Below are 16,920 nucleotides of genomic sequence, written 5' to 3' on the forward strand. Positions count from 1 at the left end.
CGTCACAGCCTCGCTCATGCCGCCGCCGACCTCGCAAGCGACTTCTGGAGGTCTTCGAGGTAACCGATCGTGAGCACGCTGAGTCCGGGCACGCGACGGAACCCCGGCACCATCTCCGGATCGCAGACGATGGCGACGACCTCCACATCCACCGGAAACGATGCGGATGCCGCGCGCAACTCGGTGGGCGTCGTCCGCGACCCGCAGACCAGGAAGGCGACCGAGATCCCGGTGACCTTCTCGGAGACGACCCGCGCGATGTCCCGGACGTTGAGCGCGGATTCGTCCCACTCGATGGTGCTGAGATCGTCGAGCAGCCTGCTTCGCGTGAGAGTGCTCAACTGCGACACGGCGAAGACCTTGCGCTTGGCGAAGTCCGGCGTTCGTTCTCCGACCACGACCGAGACCGCCCTGGCGTCCCGGATCGCCCTGACGCCGAGCGACCCGGCGACGCTCACGGCGAGCTCGAACTCCTCCTCGTTCGCGTAGTCGAAGGACGAGAGACTGAGTGCGATGACGAGGTGGCTGCGGCGCGTCTCCTCGAACTGACGGACCATGTATCGCCCCGTCTTCGCGGTGCTCTTCCAGTGGATGTAGCGACGCTCGTCGCCCGGCACGTACTCCCGAAGCGCATGAAAGGAGACATCGCTGTTGGAGATCTGGCGCGTGGGGTTTCCTTCGAGGTCCCGGATGAAGCCCGTCGTCGTGCTCGGGACCCCGATCGTGCGCGGGTGGATGTAGAGTTCGTCGGCATCCGTCCAGATGATCTCGCGACGTACGAGGCCGACCGGGTCGGCGCGAACCGTGCGTACCGGCCCGATCGGGACGACTCCGCGCCTCGGCGTGGGGATCGGGAACTCGTGCACGAAACCGGCGCCGCGCGCGAGGCTCGGCATCGTGGCCACGGCGAGCGCCCTGCCGACCGGCACCTCGACGGTCACGCCGAGGATGCGCCGACGGGTCGGATTGGTGATCGTCACCTTCCCGAACGCGGGTTCGCCGACGAGCACCCTCGAATGCGCTGTGCCGAGCTCGACCACGAAGGCGTTGCGCCCGATGAGGTAGAGGGCGGCGACGAGCAGGAGGACGAGGCCGGCCCAGGCCGCCACGACCAGTTCGATCCAGCCGAAACGGTAGCCGAGGCCGAAGGAGAGAGGGACGAGGGCCAGGATCGTCCAGCCGAGCGGGGTGACCACGGAGGAGACCCGTGACAGCATGGCCTGAACCCTGCCGCCGAGTGCGCGACTGATCCGCACGACGGCGACGATCCCGTCGGCGAGGATGCCCGTACGGTTCCCGACGATCTTCGTTCTGACGTTGGTGAGCCCCGTGCTCGAGGACGGGGTCTCGAACCGGGTCGCGGCCGCCGCTGCCACGTTGCGCGTCACGGAACCGGGAGTCCTCCCGGGAGAGTGCTCCTGGCTCACACCGCTTGCCGATCAGTGGGCGGGGGCGTCTCGAGCAGGAGCTGGCTGATGATGCTCGACGACGTCACCCCTTCGAACTCCGCCTCCGGGTCGAGCACGAGCCGGTGGGCGAGCACGGGTTCGGCGAGCACCTTGACGTCGTCCGGGATGACGTAGTGGCGACCGCTTGCGGCGGCCAGCGTCTTGGCGGTGCGCACGAGCGCGAGCGCGGCACGCACGCTCGCGCCGAGTCTCACCTCGTCCGAGTGCCTCGACGCATCCACGAGACGGGAGACGTAGTCGTTGATCGACGGGTCGACGTGGACGGTGCGGGCGAGAGCCCCCATCTCCACGACGACCTCCGCCGTCGCCACCGCCGGGATGACCACGTCGTGCGCCTTCACGCCGGCACCCTGGAGGATCCGCAGGGTCGAGGCGTGGTCGGGGTAGCCGATCGACGCCTTCATGATGAATCGGTCGAGCTGCGCCTCCGGCAGACGGTAGGTGCCCGCCTGCTCGATCGGGTTCTGCGTCGCGATGACCATGAAGGGGGCGCCCACATCGTGGGTGATCCCGTCGACCGTGACCTGACCCTCCTCCATGACTTCGAGAAGGGCGGCCTGCGTCTTCGGGCTCGCCCGGTTGATCTCGTCCGCGAGCACGATGTTGGCGAACACCGGTCCCTGGTGGAACTCGAACGATCGCGAACGCTCGTCGTAGACACTCACCCCGGTGATGTCCCCCGGGAGGAGGTCGGGGGTGAACTGGATGCGACTGGAGGTGCCGTCGACGCTTTGCGACATCGCCCGCGCGAGCGAGGTCTTCCCGGTGCCCGGGTAATCCTCGAGCAGGAGATGACCCTCGCTGAGGAGCGCCGTGAACGCGAGCTTGATCACGAACGTCTTTCCCAGGAGCACCTGGTCGACCCCGGCCACCAGCCGGTTGAAGGTGTCCGCGAACCAGGTCGCCTGCTCGGGTGTCATCGTCATGGGGTTGCCTCTCCGGGCCTCTCGGTGCTTGCTTCCTTCGATTTCATCATGGCGTGCATGCTCCCTCGACGAAACCGGGGTCGGTGTACGGGTTGCCCGGATGTTCCGGCGCGGCGGAGCCGAAGTCGACGACGGCCTTGACCCGCACGAGGGTCTGGCTGACGACCGGGACGATCGGTTCCGGGACCGTCGCGTCCTCCGAGTAGGCGGAGAAACCGGCCCCGCGGTCGAAGGAGTAGCGATAGGTCACGATCGGGGCACCGGCATTGGTGGGCGGGCTCGCGACGACCTGCTCCCCGACGACACAGCTGAGCAGGCTTGCCCGCGTGTCGACCGGGGTGAGCGTGGCGCCGTCGGAGGCCTCTCCGCAGAACTGGCCGGCGAGGTCCCGACATCCGCGGAATCTCACGGTCATCGGGTTCCCGTACACGGCCGAGTTCGCGATCGACGTGAGCCACTGGCCTTCGACGACGTCCTGCCAGTCTCCCGCGCCGTTCACCTGGTACTGGAACTTGGCCGCCGTGAGCGAGGCGACGCTCAGGTCGGCGCCCACCTGGATGTCCCACTGCCCGTCGTGTGGCGCCAGCGCGATGCTCCCCGACGCCTTCCCAGGGGCCTGCATCGTGAGGATCTCCCCCGACGCCGTCGGGGTGCAGTAGTAGCCGTTGTCCGCGTAGACGACATAGCGATAGCTGTGCTGGTCCCTGACCGTCGTATCGGTCCAGCTGAGGCCGGAGATGGTCGCGCTCCCCGAACCGGGGTTCGGTGTGCGGCACTCCTGCGGCAGCTCGGCCCCCGCGTCGAAGCGCCCGACGGAATAGGTCACACCGGGGGCGCCCTGGGGGTTGCTGGCACCCCAGCTGACCTGGATGTGCCCGAGCCCGTTGACCACGACCCCGACCACGCCGCCCGCGGTGTGACTCGGCGGTCCCACTGCGGTGACCGCGACCGCCGGGTTGCGCAGCCAGCTCCCCTCGCCGGCGACCTGAGCGCTGTTGCGCGCGTAGACGGTGACCGAATAACTCGTGTCGGGCACGAGCTGGCCCCCGGTATTGCCGAAGTCCAGGGCGGTCGAGTTCGCCGGCACGAGTCGTGAGATGTCCACTCCAGCACCGATGATGCGCACGGTGTAGCCGACGACGGGGGTCCCCGGAGAGGGGTCGGGCACGGGCGACCAGTCGATCGCGAGCGACCCGCCGGCGGGTGCGACGTCGGTCGGGACCACGGTGAGTCCCGTGGGGGCAGAAGGAAGGATGTCGGACCAGACCGGGAAGCCGACGAATGCCGGCTCGGACGGCCCGATCGAGTTGATCGCGACGACCGAGACACGCACCTGGTTCGCCGGGCCGTTCCCCGAGGTCCTGATCGCGCATCCGTTCGTCACCGCGCACGGCGTCACACCGACGACCGCTCCGGTGTCGACCCGCGTCGCCGTGACCTCGTATCCGGTGATCGGCGAGTTGTTGAACGGCCCCGGGCTCCAGGCGATGACGAGAGTCTCGTTGCTGAACGCGGCGACGCGCACCCCCGTCACCGGGTCGGGGACATCCTGGATCTGGAGCTTCACGGTGCCCCAGACGTAGCGGTCGGGGTCCTGGGTGGCGTCCGCCACCTGGTACTGCAGGTTGATGTCCTGGGCCGGCGCCTCCTTCGAGACGGTGACGCTGAGCGAACTCAGGTCTGCACTCGGCGTGATCGCCACGCCCGGAGGCAGCGACGCCCCGTCGATCCCGCGGATGCCGACGACGGTGAGCGGCTCCCCGGGGAAGGGGTTAGCCGCCACGTCGTTGGCGAGCACGTCGACGATCGTCGTCGCGCCCCGCGGCGTCACGGCGCTGTCGGCCACCGGGCTGGCGAGCGGCCGGCTCGAGGCGACGACGTTGAGCACGATGCGACCGGCCTTGCCGTCCTCGAGATCGTCCCGGACCCCGAGGATGAGGGCGGTCGTCGACCCCTTCACGGCGTTCTCGTTCGCGCGGATGGTGAGGGACTGCCCGGTGAGGGTGTAACTGAACCCCACCGGGAGCGGGGCGATGGCCGTGTAGGCGAGCTCGTCGATGTCGTCGGGATACGGGTAGTCGGTGAGTCGCAGCAGGTCGATGACCTTCTCCTGCGCCGGTTCGAAATCGATGACGGCACCGTTGAAGACCGGTGGCTGGTTCTCGCGCGGCGTGACGTTGATCGGCAGGACGAGTGTCGCGCGGCGGCCGTTCGGATCGTCGGCGGACGTCCCGTCGGTCACCTCGAAGGAGATCGACGCCGGCCCGAAGTACTTGTCGGCCGACCGGAAGGAGAGGGTCTGGTCGTCGACGACCAGGCTCGAGCCGTCCGAATGCGTCGCCCGCACCGTCGTCGAGTCGGTGAGGCGCACCTTCGTGCCCCCGATGGCGATGACGTTGTCGTTGATGGGGATGATCAGGGTCGACTCGCTCGCGACCGTCAGTGGCCGTGCCTTGCGATTGACCTGCGGCAGGGCATCGTCATAGCCGGGCACCCAGAGGAAGGCGTATGACACGATGGCGGGGTCGTCGGGATTGACGACCGCAAACGGCACGATCTGCCGCTTGTCGCCGACCGTGACGGTGATGCGCTTCCCAGCCGTGACCGAAACCCCCGAATCGTAGCCGCTCAGGAGCTGCACGCCGAGGCTGCTCACCGGCCCACCGGCGAAGAAGACGTTCGAGAGCACATTGGCGTCGATGGTGTCCCTCCCCAGGATGTCGGTGAGGGTCAGGACCGTGTCGTTCGCGATGGGGCGGGCAAGGGGGGCGTCTTCGGAGACCGTGATGGTCACGAAGTTCGAACTCGTTCCGCCGAACTCGTTCTGGATGACGTAGACGAGCCCGTACTGCCCGGGGGCCGAAGGCGGCTTGGCCGTGATGACCGTGCCGTCGGTCTCCGCCACGACGTCCTGATCGTTCGTCGGGGACACCTCGGTGACGGTGAGTTCGCTGCCGTCGGGGTCGGAGTCGTTCGCGAGCACCTGGATGGTGATGGTGCCGCCAGGGCGCATCGCGACCTCGTCGGCGATGGCCACCGGGTTCCGCGCCCCGTCCGTCCGCGGACTGATCCCGATCCGGACGATGCCGGTTGCTCGCGCCCCGAGTGCGTCGATGACGGTGTAGGTGAAACTGTCGGTTCCCGCCGAGTAGTCGCCGGCCTCGTAACTGAATCCGTCGGAGCCGATGGGGGTGACCGCGCCCTTCTCCGGATTGGTCTCCTGGCCGAGAAGCTGTACGGAGTCGCCGTCCGGGTCGGTACCCGAGAGCGGGATGCGGATGGCCACCTTCTCGCCGGCCAGCACCCTCCCCACGACTGTGACCGGTACCGGCGCCCCGTTGGTGGCCTCGACGCTCTCGCGCACGGCGATGTTCACCTGGGCCTGCGCGACCTGACCGTCCGGCCCGCTCACGCTGTAGCTCGCGGTGAAGTTCCCCGGCTTGTCGGGTGCCAGGTAGCGAAGGATGTTGCCGGACGCGAACAACAGGCCAGAGTCGCCGCTCAACCCGCTCGTGAGCTGGGGGTCGAGCGTCAGTGCTTCGCCGTCGGGCTGGATGTCGTTCTCGAGGACCGGGATGTCGATCGCCGAGCCCACCCGCACCGAGATGGTGTCGTCGGTTGCGATGGGTGGCTGCAGGCGCACCGGGCGTGGAATCTCGACGACGGTGATGGAGCCCTCGGACTCGGCAAGCCCGTTCGTCACCCGATAGTTGAAGGTCACCGGGCCTCCGTCCTGGGGCGCGGTGAGGGTCACCCGAACCGAACGCTGTTCGAGGATCTCGGCCTTGATCCCGGCCCCGGCAGCGAGGTTGGAGATGCCCGTGACGAGGAGCACGCCGCCGGCCGGATCGATATCGCTGCCCGCGATATCGACGGTCTCGCTGCTCGCCGACTTCACGAAGACCGTCTTGGGGACCGTGATCGGCCTGGTGTTCGCATCCGGCGGGGACGCGACGTCGATCCGCACCACGCCGGTCGCCGTCTGCTCCCCGTCGGTGACCACGTATTCGAGGTTGAAGGTGCGGGCCTGACTGCTGCTGAAACGGAAGGTGCCGGAGTCTGCGCTCACCGAGATGTCGGCCCCGGTTCTCGACGGGACGCTGCTCAGCCGGATGGTCCCCGTTCCGCCGCGCACGTGGGCGAGCGGATGCACGGTGACCTCCTGGTCGGCGTAGGCGAGCACGACGAAGGGATCGGTGAGGATCGGCACGTCGCCGGCCGGGCTCACGGTGATGGCGAGGTTGCCGCTTCCCTGCTCGGTGCCGTCCGTCACGACGAGGGCGACAGAGCGGGAGCTGCCGGCCGCGCCGCCCTCGATGAAGACGACGGTCCCGTTCGGCTGGAAGCTCGCGATGTCGGGGGCTCCGGTCGCTGCGCCGGCGAGATACATCGAGTCGCCATCCGGGTCGACCCAGTCGCCCAGCACCTCGACGGTCGCACGGCCGCCCTGTGCGACGACCGTCCGGCTTCTCCTGACCTGCTCCGGCGGAGAGTTCTCGTCGGGCTGCCGAACCGTGACGACGACGTTGGCCTGCGCCTCGCCGCCCCGGCCGTCGGTGATCGTGTAGCCGAAGCTCACAGTGCCGCGCGCGCCCTCCGGGAGGGTGAGTTGCACCTGCTGGGCGTTGTTCACGAGGTCGAGTCGTCCCATCGACTCCGGCAACTCGCTAAGATGCGAGACGACGAGCACATCGCCGTTCGAATCGTAATCGTTGAGCAGCACGGGAAGGATCGCACTGCGTCCCGGCCTCGCCCCGAACTCGTCATCGACGGCCACCGGCGGTTGCTGCAGTTTCTCGTAATCCGGAGGAGTGTCGAGGTTGTCGTCGCTCACCTCCTCCTGTTCCTGCTGGACCTGCTCAAGCGCATCCCAGTTGTCGATGAGCTGGCCGGACTCCTGGACCGCCCAGGACCCTCCCCCGCGCGGGTCGTTGAGGACGACGCGATCCCCGTTGCTCTCGAACATCAGCCGTGCGGCGCCGAGCGGCATCGACCGCAGGGTCAGCGTGGTCGGTTCGGCCTCGCCCACACAGCTCCTCCATGCGGTCCCGCCGCTCCAGGCGGCGTAGGCGCAGCCGTTCACGACGATCGGAGCCGCCGCCAGGCCCGTCTGGCCGGTCACCACCTGCTGCACCGGGTCGCCCGAGGCAGGAACGGACAGCAGTCCGCCCGGAAAGGCGACCAGCACCCCGTCGCCGGATGCCGCGGGTTCCTGGAGCCGCGACTGGTCCCCCCGACCGATCAGGCCCGAGAGGTCCGTCGTGGTGCCGTCCACAACGATGAGACGCGTCGTCGAGTCGAATACGGCCCAGCTCGAGCCGACGAGCGTGACCGAAAGGGTGCTCGTCACATCGCCGAAGGTGAGCTCATGGGTCTCCGCCACCGTGCCCGTGCCTGCTGCGTCGATGAGGTAGACGAGTCCCGCTGCCTGCGAATAGGCGATGAGCCTGCCCTCCTCGCCCATGGCGAAGACCGACTCCCCACCGAGACTCAGGTTCGGCTGGGTCTCCGGATCGAAGTGCTCGAAGTCGGCGGCGGCAACGATCCAGACCTGCCCGTCGCCGTCGGCCACCACGACGTTGTCGCCGGCGAGGAAGAGCCTCGGAGCCGTCGTCGGCATGGGCACGCTGTCGAGGATCGTCGAGGTCGCCGGGTCGACGATGTCGGCCTTGCTGCTTCCCTCGTCGAACAGCAGGACGGTCGAACCGCCCTGTACGACGTCGAGCTCGCTGCTGTCGCTCGCGACGACCGTGTTGAGCTCCATGATCTCGGTGTTGGCGCGCCCGATGTACTGTTTCGCCCCGTTCGAAACCCACACCGAGGCGTCGTTCAACTCGACCTTCTGCGCCGGATATCCGGTCGAGACGACAGCCGTCGTCACGACGACGGCGACGATCGCGATCACACTCGCCGCGGTCGTGACGAACGAGCGGTGCGCTTTCAGCCAGGTCTTCAGCATGATCGTCTCAACCGCCGAACTCGACGCACTTCTCGTTGCTCGGCGTGCCCGTCCTGCCCTCGCGGTTCACCGTCACGGTGATGCAGACCCTGTCCCCCGGTGCCGCATCCACCGAGAAGGTGGTCGACTGCTGGATGCTGCTGGGCGTCCCGGTGTTCGAGGTGATCTCGTACGAGTCGCCGGGAAGGAGGCCCGGGTTCGACCAGCTGAACTCGATCGAGTCGACGGACTGGGTCGAGGCGATGTCGGTGACGCGCGGAATCTGGTCGGAGTTGGTGCGGATGAGCACGATCGTCGCCACGACCCCGAGAGCGATCACGAGCACGGCGCTCACGATGAGCGCCCAGGCGAGCACCTGCATCCCCCGACCGTGCTGTTCGGTCTTCGTGCTCGCACTCGGCTGCGACGGTCCGGTGTCCCGGAACACGGTCCCGACCGGGGAGTAGTCGCTCTGGGCGCTGCGGCGGCGACGACGCAGCCGCGAACCCCCGATGTGGCCGGCCCCCGGCAGCGCCCGGATCCGGGTCCGATCGCCGAGCTCGCCGACCGTCGAGAGCGCCCAGTCGTCGACCGCGACCTCGACGGTGGTCTGCGGTAGACCGAGCTCCGCCTCGATCGCCTGGAGTTCCCGCACGAACTCGAGTGCGCTCGACGGCCGGTTGTCGGCCTTGCGCGACATCGCCTTCTGCAGCAGCCGCTCGAGCTTCTCGGGAACATCGGACCGGCCGACCGGCTGCACCTTCGCCCGATTGATGCGCGCGATGAGGTCGGTCGACTTGTTCGACTCCCCCGGGATCTCGAAGGGCGAACGCCCGGCGAGCAGCGAATACACGGTCGCTGCGAGGGACCAGACCTCGGAGGCGACCGTTCCCGAGGTCTCGTCCATGAGCACCTCCGGCGCCGACCACGGGATCGACATGCCGACCGCCTCGCGGTGCCCCGACTCGCTGAGCGTCGCCGCGATCCCGAAGTCGGAGAGCACCGGATGCCCGTAGGCCGTGAGCAGGATGTTCGACGGCTTGATGTCGCGGTGCAGGACGCCGGCGCGATGGGCGGTCTCGACGGCGCTGCCGATCTTCACGGCGATCTGGAGGACATCCGGAACCGGGATGCGTTCGCGCCGGTACCGCTCGCTGAGGGAGGGCGAGCAGAGCTCCATGACGAGGTAGGGCCTGCCGTCGGCGGAGACGCCGGCCTGGTACACGGTGAGGATCGACGGATGGGCGCTCAACTGCGCCATGAGGTTCGCCTCCGCCTGGAACATCTGCCGCACCTGGTCGTTGACGATCTCGCTCAGCATGACCTTCACGGCCACCTGCCGCCTCGGCATGTTCTGCTCGTAGAGGAAGACATCCGCGAACCCGCCCGAGCCGAGGATGTGCACGTGGGAGAAACCGGGCAGCACGGGAGGTTGCGACGGCAAGCGCCTGGCCATAGTGCCCCCTCGCTCACTCACTCGCGGGCACGATGCATCGGGTGCGCTCGCTTCGCCCAGTGCCCCATTTTAGGCAGAGAGGCCGGATCCTCGATTAAAGTATGACAGTCTTCACAGGTGGTGACCTCGCCCCACTTGTGGGGACTCCACCAACGGTTCAGACCCCGGGCGCCGTGTCCTCCACGTCGATCTCCTCTCCCCCGGCCCCGCTCACCTCGAGCACATCGATCACGATGGCGGTCACGTTGTCGCGGCCGCCGGCGGCCAGCGCCGCGTCCACGAGGGCGAGGGCCGTCTCGCGGGGGTTCAGGCCCGCTGCGAGGTGCAGCCGCAGCCGCAGTTCGCTCACCTCCCGTGTCAACCCGTCTGAGCACAGAAGCAGCCGTGACCCCCTGGCGACCGGCAGCAGCCAGAAGTCGGGGACCGGCTCCGTATTGAAGCCGACCGCACGGGTGACGACGTTGCTGTCCGGGTGGTGTTCGGCATCCGTCGAGCTGATGAGACCCGCGGTGACGAGCTCCTGAACGACCGAGTGGTCGACGGTGATCTGCGTGAGGACATTGTGGTCGAACAGGTACAGTCGCGAGTCGCCGACGTTGAAGACGACCCAGTACGGATGGCCGGCGTTCACGACGAGCGCCGCACCGGTCACGGTCGTGCCGACGCCCAACTCGCGCTCGTCGATCGCGTGGGAGATATCGGTGGTGGCGGCCCGCAGCGCCTCGACGATCGACTCGGCCTGCGTGAAGCCCTCCTGCGCAAGCTCCGCGAGCCGGGTCACGACCGCATCGCTCGCGACATCGCCGGCCGCATGGCCGCCCATGCCGTCGGCCACCGCGAAGATGGGGGCGTCCGCCACGAGGCTGTCCTCGTTGTGCGCACGCCTGAGCCCGACGTCGGTGGCGATGCCCCAGGCGAGCGTCACACTCGAGCCGACGCCCCCCGGCAGCGCGATCTCGCGTCGTTCGGTGTTATCGCCGAGAACTGTCACTGGTGGCCTTCCGCGCTCTGGTCGCCGGTACCCGGCACGATGACGACGCGGATGCCATCTCCAATATCCACTATCGAACCGTCGACCACGACGACCGACTCGCCCTGACGGAGTTTGACGGGGGAACCGAGCGGGTTGGTCACGAGCGTTCCGTTCGTCGACCCCAGGTCGGTCACGACGACGGTCGGGCCCTCCTGCCGGATCTCGAGGTGGGTGGATGACACCTCACGGGAGGGCGAGGGGACCATGACGAGCCGGGGAAGCCTGCCTCCGGTGATCCGCGGTGAGCTCGGCCGCCGACCGATGTAGGCGGGGACGTCGAGCGGGATCGGCTCGTGACTGCCGATGCGGATGAAGCTCACCGGATGGCCGGGCACCTCGGGATGGCCGAGCGCTTCGGGCTGGCCGATAGACTTTGGGCCCGCGCCGGGGCCCGCCCCGCCGGAGGGGGCCTCCGCCACTGGACGGGGCTTCGGCTGCGGGGACCGGCCCTCCCCGATGACCGTGTCGGCATCCGCGCCCGACGAGCCATCCACCATCGGCTCCACGAGAGCAGGCGGGGTGACACCGATGATGGTGTCCTCGTTCGGGTCGCCTCCGCCGACCATTCCGGTCACGCCCCCAGCCCGGCGACGAGGTTGATGACGGTCGCGAGGATGACCGCGCCGAACAGGTAGGAGAGGAGCGCGTGGCGCAGTGCCGTCATCCGGAAGGCCCTGCTGCCGAGCGCGGTGTCGGAGACCTGGTAGGTCATCCCGAGCGTGAAGGAGAGGTAGGCGAAATCGCCGTAGTCCGGTTCCTCCTCCTGATTGAAGTCGACGCCTCCCGGCTCACCGCCGTAGTAGAGAGAGGCGTAGCGCAGCAGGAAGAGCGTATGGATGAGCGCCCAGGACAGCGCGACACTGCCGATGGCGAGCGAGGCGAGGATGCCGCGCTCGATCCCGTCTGCGGACGCCGCCCGCACGAGGACGAACACCACGATCGCCAGCGAGGCGAGACCCGCCACGACGAGGAGTGCATCCGCGAGGCCACGGGAGGGGTCCTCGCGCGTCGCGTGAGTCCTGGTCTGATCGGGCCCCATCCGTCCGATACGCAGCCACACCCAGATCATCCAGGTGAGGGCTGCGACCATCCAGCCGAGGACGAGCGCATAGTCCCACGAGCCGAGCAGCCCAATGGCGACGGCGGTCGCACCTCCCGCCACGAGCATCCAGAGCACGCGCACGCTCGCGGCGTGCGAGCCACCCCCGGTCGACCTGCTGTCCACCTGTCAATCGTCGCACAGCCTGAAAACCACGTGTCGGCAGCTGTGCATTTTCTCACCCGGCTACCGGCCGATGTACGACATGACGTGCTTGACCCGCGTGTAGTCCTCGAAGCCGTAGGAGGAGAGGTCCTTGCCGTAGCCGGAGTGCTTGAAGCCGCCGTGCGGCATCTCGGCGACGATCGGGATGTGCGTGTTGATCCAGACGCAGCCGAAGTCGAGCTGCTTGGCGAAGCGCATCGCACGGCCGTGATCCCTCGTCCACACCGAGGAGGCGAGGCCGTACTGCACGCCGTTCGCCCACTCGAGCGCCTGCGCCTCGTCGTGGAAACTCTGGACAGTGACGACCGGCCCGAAGATCTCGTTCTGGATCGCCGCATCCTCCTGCTTCAGGCCCGAGACGATCGTCGCCTCGTAGAAGTATCCGGCCGCCCCCTGGCGTGCGCCGCCGAGCTCGACCTTCGCGTGCGAGGGCAGGTCGTCCACGATTCCCGCGACCCGCTCGAACTGGTTCGCATTGTTGAGCGGCCCGAACAGGATGCCGTCCTCGCCCGGAGCCCCGGTCCTCGCGTTCTTCCCCGCCCAGGAGACCATGGCCGCGACGAACTCGTCGTGGATGCCCTCCTGCACGAGCAGGCGCGTCGCCGCCGTGCAGTCCTGACCGGCGTTGAAGTAGCCGGCGGTCGCGATCCCCTCGACCGCGCGCTCGATGTCGGCATCCTCGAAGACGATCACCGGTGCCTTGCCGCCGAGTTCGAGGTGGACGCGTTTGAGATCGCTCGCCGCCGCCCTTGCCACCTCCATGCCCGCGCGCACCGATCCGGTGATCGACACCAGCTGCGGAATCCGGTGCTCGATCATAGCGGCGCCCGTCGTGCGGTCGCCGGTGACGACGTTGAGCACGCCCTTGGGCAGGAACTCGGCCGCCACCTCGGCGAGCAGGAGCGTCGCCGATGGCGTCGTGTCGGAGGGCTTGAGCACCGTCGTGTTGCCGGCGGCGAGCGCGGGCGCGAACTTCCACACCGCCATGTTGAGCGGATAGTTCCACGGCGTCACCTGGCCGACGACGCCGATCGGTTCCCGCCGGATGCTCGAGGTGTGGTCCTTCAGATACTCCCCGGTCGCCATGCCGGCGAGGTGGCGCGCCTCACCGGCGAAGAACCGGATCTGGTCGACCGAGAGCAGTATCTCGTCCTCGACCAGGGTCGCGCGCGGCTTGCCGGTGTCCTTCGACTCGAGGTCGGCGAATTCCTCGGCGCGACGCTCCACCTCGTCGGCGATGCGGAAGAGGGCGAGCTGCCGCTGCGCCGGGGTGGTCTCGCCCCACTCCTCGAAGGCCGCGGCGGCCGCGGTGAAGGCGGCATCGACATCTGCGGCGCTCGACACCGGCGACACCGCATAACCCTGCCCCGTCGCCGGGTCGATGACCTCGAAGGAGGAGTCGGTACGGGCGGCGACATATTCGCCGTTGATGAAGTTGCGAAGCTCAGCAGTGCTGTTCATGCCCTCCAACCTACTGGCGAAAAGGACACAGCGCCACGCTCTTGGCCACCGATTTCGTCGTTCCGGAGGTTGCGAAGTACGGATTCGCTTGTAAACGAGAGCTTTCACTGACAGAATCGATACATGAGTTCCGTCGGCAAACCGATCCAGCTCGACGACGTCTCCAAGGCGATCATCGAACAGCTGCAGTCCGATGGTCGGCGCTCGTACGCCGAGATCGGCAAAGCCGTCGGGTTGAGCGAGGCCGCCGTCCGGCAGCGAGTGCAGAAACTCACCGACTCCGGGGTGATGCAGGTCGTCGCGGTCACCGACCCCATGCAGCTCGGGTTCTACCGCCAGGCGATGATCGGCGTGCGGGTGACCGGTGATACCACTGTCGTCGCCGAGCGACTCGGTCGCATCAGCGCCGTCGACTACGTGGTGCTCACGGCCGGAAGCTTCGACATCCTCGCCGAGATCGTCTGCGAGAACGACGAAGACCTCATCGACCTGCTCAACAAGGAGATCCGGGGCATTCCCGGGGTCCACTCCACCGAGACGTTCGTCTACCTGAAACTCTACAAACAGCTCTACAACTGGGGAACGCGATAGAAATGACAACACTGGAAACGCCCATCACCACCTTCAACGAGGCCGAGCTTCAGCAGAAGGCCAAGGATCACCTCTGGATGGCCATGGCCCGCCAGTCCGTCATGGAGGACGGGCCCGGCGTGCCGATCATCGTGCGCGGTGATGGCCACCACATCTGGGACAGCAAGGGCAAGAAGTACTTCGATGGGCTGAGCGGCCTCTTCGTCGTCAACGTCGGCCACGGCCGCCGCCGTCTCGCTGAGGCCGCGGCGAAGCAGGCCGAGGAGCTCGCCTTCTTCCCGACCTGGTCCTACGCCCACCCCACCGCCATAGAGCTCGCCGACCGCCTCGCGGCCGAAGCCCCTGGCGACCTCAACCGCGTGTTCTTCTCCTCGGGCGGCGGCGAGGCGAACGAGACCGCCTTCAAGCTCGCCAAGTACTTCTGGAAGCTGCAGGGGCGGGGCACCAAGCACAAGGTCATCTCCCGCTTCATCGCCTACCACGGCACGCCGCAGGGGGCGCTCGCGATCACGGGCATTCCCGGCATGAAGGAGATGTTCGAACCGGTGACGCCCGGCGGCTTCCGCGTGCCGAACACGAACTACTACCGCGCCGACGAGGCCGGCTTCACCGGGGGAACCCCGGAGGCCTTCGGCCTGTGGGCGGCGAACCGCATCGAGGAGATGATCGAGTTCGAGGGGCCGGAGACGGTCGCCGCGGTGTTCCTCGAGCCCGTGCAGAACTCGGGTGGATGCTTCCCCCCGCCGCCCGGCTACTTCCAGCGAGTGCGTGAGATCTGCGACAAATACGACGTGCTGCTCGTGGCCGACGAGGTCATCACCGGATTCGGGCGCATCGGCAACACCTTCGCCTCGACAACCTACGACTTCGTGCCGGACATGATCACCTGTGCGAAGGGCATGACGAGCGGTTACTCGCCGGCCGGCGCGACGATCGTCAACGAGCGCATCTACGAGCCGTTCAAGCACGGCGACACGACGTTCTACCACGGTTACACCTGGGGCGGGCATCCGGTGTCCTCCGCCGTCGCCCTCGAGAACCTGGACATCATGGCCGAGGAGAAGCTGGGCGAGCGCGTTCGCGAGAACTCGCCGATCTTCCGCGCCACCCTCGAGAAGCTCATGGACCTGCCGATCGTGGGCGATGTGCGCGGCGACGGCTACTTCTTCGGCATCGAGCTCGTCAAGGACAAGGCCACTAAGGAGACGTTCACCGCCGATGAGTCCGAGCGCCTGCTGCGCGGGTTCCTCTCCAAGGCGCTCTTCGAAGCCGGACTGTACTGCCGTGCGGATGACCGGGGAGACCCGGTCGTGCAGCTCGCGCCGCCGCTCACGATCGGCCCTGCCGAGTTCGACGAGATCGAGGGCATCCTGCGGTCGGTGCTGAGCGAGGCGTGGACGAGGCTCTAGGGCGGGACCACCGGGACGTCAGCTTCTGGCTCGACTCGCTCGTCGAGTCGGGGTCGGATGATCTCACCCCGCGTACCTCGCTGCCCGGCGACCGCGAGTTCGATGTCGCGATCGTCGGCGGCGGCCTCACGGGCCTGTGGAGCGCGTACTACCTCCTGAAGCGCTCCCCCGGACTTCGGATCGCGATCCTCGAGAAGGAGATCGCGGGGTTCGGCGCATCCGGTCGTAACGGCGGCTGGTGCTCAGCGCTCTTCCCGGCATCCACTGCGGCACTCGAGCGTCGGCACGGGTTGCCCGCCGCGCTGGCCATGCGGCGCGCCATGATCGCCACGGTCGCCGAGGTCGGCCGGGTCACGACCGCTGAGGGCATCGAGTGCGACTTCGTGCAAGGCGGCACGCTGCTCTTCGCCCGTTCGAAGCCGCAGTACGTCCGCGCCCGCGAGGAGGTGGCCGAGGCCGAGCACTACGGCGTCGACCAGATCAGCTGGGACCGTGAGCGCACCTTCCCCACCAACACCCTCGCCACCGTTCTCGAGCCCGCGTGCGCCCGCCTGCACCCCGGCAAGCTCGTGCGCGGTCTCGCGCGCGTCGTCGAGCGGATGGGCGCCGAGATCTTCGAACAGACCGAGGTACTGTCCTGGGAGCCGCACCGCGTCACGACCACGCGCGGCACGGTCATGGCGGACACCATCGTCATCGCGACGGAGGGCTTCGGCGCGAGTTTCCGACAGACGCACCGCCGCGTCCTTCCGCTGTACTCGCTCATGATCGCCACAGAGCCGCTTCCGGATGCGCTCTGGGACGACATCGGCATCGAGCACGGCCAGACGTTCGGAGACTTCCGGCACCTGCTCGTGTACGGGCAGCGCACGGCCGACAACCGGTTCGCCTTCGGCGGTCGCGGGGCGCGGTACCACTGGGGCAGCAGCATCCGCCCGGACTATGACACGGTTCCGCGAGTCTTCGAGCACCTGCGCCGCACCCTCGTGGAACTCTTCCCCCAGGTCTCGGATGCCGCGGTCACCCACCGCTGGGGCGGCCCGATCGGAGTCCCCCGCGACTGGCACGCCGCAGTCGACCACGACGCGGCATCCGGCATCGTCTGGGCAGGCGGCTACGTCGGGGACGGCCTGAGCACGACGAACCTCGCCGGCCGCACGATCGCCGATCTCATGACGGGCGAAGACTCCGAGCTCGTGGAACTGCCCTGGGTGAACCACCGCTCACGCGAGTGGGAGCCGGAGCCCCTGCGCTTCGTCGGTGCGAATCTCGGCCTTCTCGCCATGGAGCTCGCCGACCTCGAGGAGCGTGTCACCCGCCGCCCCTCGCTCGCCGCGAAGATCATGGCGCCGCTCGTGGGCGGCTGAGGAGAC

11 protein-coding genes are annotated in these 16,920 nt (G+C 68.0%); 3 read left to right on the forward strand and 8 right to left on the reverse strand.

What is annotated here, in order from left to right:
- Nucleotides 1-14 precede the first annotated feature (14 nt).
- The 8 genes from ABD678_RS12015 to ABD678_RS12050 all read right to left on the reverse strand — a co-directional run bounded on the left by ABD678_RS12015 (nucleotide 15) and on the right by ABD678_RS12050 (nucleotide 13,547).
- Nucleotides 15-1,388 carry a DUF58 domain-containing protein gene (locus ABD678_RS12015; RefSeq protein ID WP_344756941.1) on the reverse strand — a complete coding sequence of 458 codons (1,374 nt, stop codon included), beginning with the start codon at nucleotides 1,386-1,388 and terminating at the stop codon, nucleotides 15-17.
- A gap of 35 nt (nucleotides 1,389-1,423) precedes the next feature.
- Nucleotides 1,424-2,395, reverse strand: coding sequence for an AAA family ATPase (locus tag ABD678_RS12020; RefSeq protein ID WP_344756943.1), 972 nt, complete (start codon nucleotides 2,393-2,395; stop codon nucleotides 1,424-1,426).
- Between the two features lie 46 nt (nucleotides 2,396-2,441).
- Nucleotides 2,442-8,354: an Ig-like domain-containing protein gene (locus ABD678_RS12025; protein ID WP_344756945.1), complete on the reverse strand. Its 5,913-nt coding sequence runs from the start codon at nucleotides 8,352-8,354 to the stop codon at nucleotides 2,442-2,444.
- A 7-nt stretch (nucleotides 8,355-8,361) separates the two neighbouring features.
- A complete protein-coding gene (locus tag ABD678_RS12030; protein WP_344756947.1) occupies nucleotides 8,362-9,789 on the reverse strand; it encodes a serine/threonine-protein kinase in 1,428 nt (475 codons plus the stop codon).
- A 157-nt stretch (nucleotides 9,790-9,946) separates the two neighbouring features.
- A complete protein-coding gene (locus ABD678_RS12035; RefSeq protein ID WP_344756949.1) occupies nucleotides 9,947-10,780 on the reverse strand; it encodes a PP2C family protein-serine/threonine phosphatase in 834 nt (277 codons plus the stop codon).
- The gene (locus ABD678_RS12040; protein WP_344757195.1) at nucleotides 10,777-11,388 is read right to left on the reverse strand and encodes an FHA domain-containing protein; all 612 of its coding nucleotides are present in this window, start codon (nucleotides 11,386-11,388) and stop codon (nucleotides 10,777-10,779) included. Before ABD678_RS12040 ends, ABD678_RS12035 begins: the two co-directional genes overlap by 4 nt.
- A gap of 5 nt (nucleotides 11,389-11,393) precedes the next feature.
- On the reverse strand, nucleotides 11,394-12,047 hold the full coding sequence (locus ABD678_RS12045) for a DUF1345 domain-containing protein (RefSeq protein WP_344756951.1): 654 nt from the start codon (nucleotides 12,045-12,047) through the stop codon (nucleotides 11,394-11,396).
- Between the two features lie 60 nt (nucleotides 12,048-12,107).
- Nucleotides 12,108-13,547 carry an aminobutyraldehyde dehydrogenase gene (locus tag ABD678_RS12050; protein WP_344756953.1) on the reverse strand — a complete coding sequence of 480 codons (1,440 nt, stop codon included), beginning with the start codon at nucleotides 13,545-13,547 and terminating at the stop codon, nucleotides 12,108-12,110.
- A gap of 123 nt (nucleotides 13,548-13,670) precedes the next feature.
- On the opposite strand from ABD678_RS12050, the gene ABD678_RS12055 reads away from it, so the two are divergent.
- The 3 genes from ABD678_RS12055 to ABD678_RS12065 are packed head-to-tail and all read left to right on the forward strand — an operon-like array spanning nucleotide 13,671 to nucleotide 16,914.
- Nucleotides 13,671-14,138 (forward strand): Lrp/AsnC family transcriptional regulator, encoded by a 468-nt coding sequence (locus ABD678_RS12055; RefSeq protein ID WP_344756955.1) that lies wholly within the window; start codon nucleotides 13,671-13,673, stop codon nucleotides 14,136-14,138.
- 2 nt (nucleotides 14,139-14,140) lie between these two features.
- Nucleotides 14,141-15,547: an aspartate aminotransferase family protein gene (locus tag ABD678_RS12060; protein ID WP_344756957.1), complete on the forward strand. Its 1,407-nt coding sequence runs from the start codon at nucleotides 14,141-14,143 to the stop codon at nucleotides 15,545-15,547.
- The gene (locus tag ABD678_RS12065) at nucleotides 15,532-16,914 is read left to right on the forward strand and encodes an NAD(P)/FAD-dependent oxidoreductase (protein WP_344756959.1); all 1,383 of its coding nucleotides are present in this window, start codon (nucleotides 15,532-15,534) and stop codon (nucleotides 16,912-16,914) included. The genes ABD678_RS12060 and ABD678_RS12065 overlap by 16 nt, the downstream gene beginning before the upstream one ends.
- Nucleotides 16,915-16,920 lie beyond the last annotated feature (6 nt).

It is taken from the genome of Leifsonella bigeumensis (assembly GCF_039537265.1).
In the GTDB taxonomy this organism is placed as follows: domain Bacteria; phylum Actinomycetota; class Actinomycetes; order Actinomycetales; family Microbacteriaceae; genus Terrimesophilobacter; species Terrimesophilobacter bigeumensis.